Origin of the sequence: Algoriphagus zhangzhouensis (assembly GCF_900148515.1) — a bacterium.
GTDB lineage: Bacteria > Bacteroidota > Bacteroidia > Cytophagales > Cyclobacteriaceae > Algoriphagus > Algoriphagus zhangzhouensis.
In genome coordinates this window covers 1-3,179 of sequence record NZ_FRXN01000012.1, presented here as the reverse complement: position 1 = coordinate 3,179, position 3,179 = coordinate 1, and the positions used below count along the sequence as shown (strand labels likewise).

At 50.9% G+C, this 3,179-nt stretch carries 2 rRNA genes; both read right to left on the bottom strand.

The features are described from left to right. Positions 1-4: 4 nt before the first annotated feature. Positions 5-116, bottom strand: a 5S ribosomal RNA gene (rrf, locus tag BUF13_RS20425). Between the two features lie 116 nt (positions 117-232). Beyond that, positions 233-3,102: ribosomal RNA gene (locus BUF13_RS20420) — 23S ribosomal RNA — on the bottom strand. Positions 3,103-3,179: the final 77 nt, after the last annotated feature.

The following is a 3,179-nucleotide window of genomic DNA, read 5'->3' as shown; positions in this document are numbered from 1 at the left end:
AATAATGTGGCGGCGACCTACTCTCCCGGGTGTAACCCCAGTACCATCGGCGCAGCAGGGCTTAACTTCTCTGTTCGGGATGGGAAGAGGTGGGACCCCTGCGCTAGGCCGCCTAAATCTTGATACCTGTTCGGTATGTAATATTTTATTGTTCTTGGTACCCTGTACATCGTACCTGGTACTATCCCGATTCCTATCAGGATAACATATATCGTAGAAACTGTAACACAGCGTAAGTAAGCTTTCGGGCAATTAGTACTGCTCAGCTATGACATTACTGCCTTTACACCTGCAGCCTATCAACCTCATCGTCTCTGAGGGCCCTATATGGAAGTCTCATCTTGAGGGGAGTTTCGCACTTAGATGCTTTCAGCGCTTATCTCTTCCCGACGTAGCTACCCGGCAGTGCAGTTGGCACCACAACCGGTACACCAGCGGTCAGTCCAACCCGGTCCTCTCGTACTAAGGTCAGGTCCTCGCAAACTTCCCACGCCCGCAACAGATAGGGACCGAACTGTCTCACGACGTTCTGAACCCAGCTCGCGTGCCACTTTAATGGGCGAACAGCCCAACCCTTGGGACCTTCTTCAGCCCCAGGATGTGACGAGCCGACATCGAGGTGCCAAACCTCCCCGTCGATATGAGCTCTTGGGGGAGATCAGCCTGTTATCCCCAGCGTACCTTTTATCCTTTGAGCGACGGCCCTTCCATTCAGAACCGCCGGATCACTATACCCGTGTTTCCACCCTGCTCGGCTTGTCGGCCTTACAGTCAAGCTCCCTTATGCTATTGCACTCCACGTACGGTTACCAAGCGTACTGAGGGAACCTTTGGAAGCCTCCGTTATCCTTTTGGAGGCGACCACCCCAGTCAAACTACCCACCAAGCAATGTCCCCTGATACAGGGTTAGATACCAAATAAATAAAGGGTGGTATTTCAACAGTGACTCCACAGATCCTGGCGAACCCGCTTCATAGTCTCCCACCTATCCTACACATCATTTATCCAGTACCAATGCTAAGCTGCAGTAAAGGTGCATGGGGTCTTTCCGTCCCGTTGCGGGTACACGGCATCTTCACCGTGACTACAATTTCACCGAGCTCATGGCTGAGACAGTGCCCAGATCGTTACACCATTCGTGCAGGTCGGAACTTACCCGACAAGGAATTTCGCTACCTTAGGACCGTTATAGTTACGGCCGCCGTTTACCGGGGCTTCGATTCAATGCTTCTCTTGCGATAACATCCCCTCTTAACCTTCCGGCACCGGGCAGGTGTCAGGCCTTATACTTCGTCTTTAAACTTCGCAAAGCCATGTGTTTTTGTTAAACAGTCGCCTGGGCCTCTTCACTGCGGCCTCTGTCGCCAGAGGCGCCCCTTCTCCCGAAGTTACAGGGCTATTTTGCCGAGTTCCTTAGCCATGATTCACTCGAGCACCTTAGGATACTCTCCTCGACCACCTGTGTCGGTTTGCGGTACGGGTATTCATACGCTTAACGCTAGAAGTTTTTCTTGGAAGCCCTTAGGATCACTATCTGATTGTCCGTAGACGCTCAGTACTATCAGCTTCGGCTAAGCCCACGCATTTAACTATGGGCCCAATACCTACAACCTTCAACGCGGTATTCCGTCACCGCGCGGATCTTTCATCACTCCGTCACTCCATCACCTGTATGAATAGTACGGGAATATTAACCCGTTGTCCATCGACTACCCCCTTCGGGTTCGCCTTAGGTCCCGACTAACCCTGATCCGATTAACGTTGATCAGGAAACCTGGGTCTTACGGTGGGCGGGTTTCTCGCCCGCCTTATCGTTACTTATGCCTACATTTGCTTTTCCAAAAGCTCCACCATGCCTCACAGCACAGCTTCACCGCCGTTGGAATGCTCCCCTACCACTGATATAAATATCAATCCTTCGCTTCGGTACTAGATTTGATGCCCGATTATTATCGACGCCCTGTCGCTCGACCAGTGAGCTGTTACGCACTCTTTAAAGGAATAGCTGCTTCCAAGCTAACCTCCTGGCTGTCTCTGCAACTGGACCACCTTTGTTCAACTTAATCTAGATTTGGGGACCTTAGCGGAAGGTCCGGGTTCTTTCCCTCTCGGACTGGGACCTTAGCACCCCAGCCCTCACTGCCGGTTCTGTATAATGGCATTCGGAGTTCGTCAGGATTTGGTAGGATTTGACTCCCCCTAGTCCTATCGGTAGCTCTACCTCCATCATACAATTCCCGACGCTGTTCCTAAAAACATTTCGGGGAGTACGAGCTATTTCTCAGTTTGATTAGCCTTTCACCCCTACCCACAGCTCATCCGGAAGCTTTTCAACGCTTATCGGTTCGGTCCTCCATTGTGTGTTACCACAACTTCAACCTGGCCATGGGTAGATCACTAAGTTTCGCGTCTACCCCCTCCGACTCAATCGCCCTTTCAGACTCGCTTTCGCTCCGGGTACAGCACTCAATGCCTTACCCTTGCCAGAGAGGAGTAACTCGTAGGCTCATTATGCAAAAGGCACGCCGTCACTACACGTAGTAGCTCCGACCGCTTGTAAGCGCACGGTTTCAGGTTCTATTTCACCCTCCTATTCGGAGTACTTTTCACCTTTCCCTCACGGTACTAGTTCACTATCGGTCTCTCAGGAGTATTTAGCCTTACCAGATGGTGCTGGCAAATTCAACCGGGATTCCTCCGGTCCCGGCCTACTCAGGATACCCGCCCAAAAAACAAAACTTCCCGTACGGGATTCTCACCCTCTACGATTGGCCTTCCCATGCCATTCCAGTCACTTTGTATCTCTTTATGCAGGTCCTATAACCCCACACATGCCGTAACATATGTGGTTTGGGCTGTTCCGCTTTCGCTCGCCACTACTCACGGAATCACTGTTGTTTTCTCCTCCTATGGGTACTTAGATGTTTCAGTTCCCCACGTTCGCCTTCCTTACGGAATAGTCTTAAAAGACTGGGTTGCCCCATTCGGATATCTACGGATCAATTCGCATTGGCCGATCCCCGTAGCTTTTCGCAGCTTATCACGTCCTTCTTCGCCTCTGAGAGCCTAGGCATCCCCCGTGCGCCCTTATTCACTTACTCTACTTTCATTTTCATGATTATTACTAATCACAAACTCTGTTACAGTTTCTACTCAATATGTCAATGAACTTTTTCCC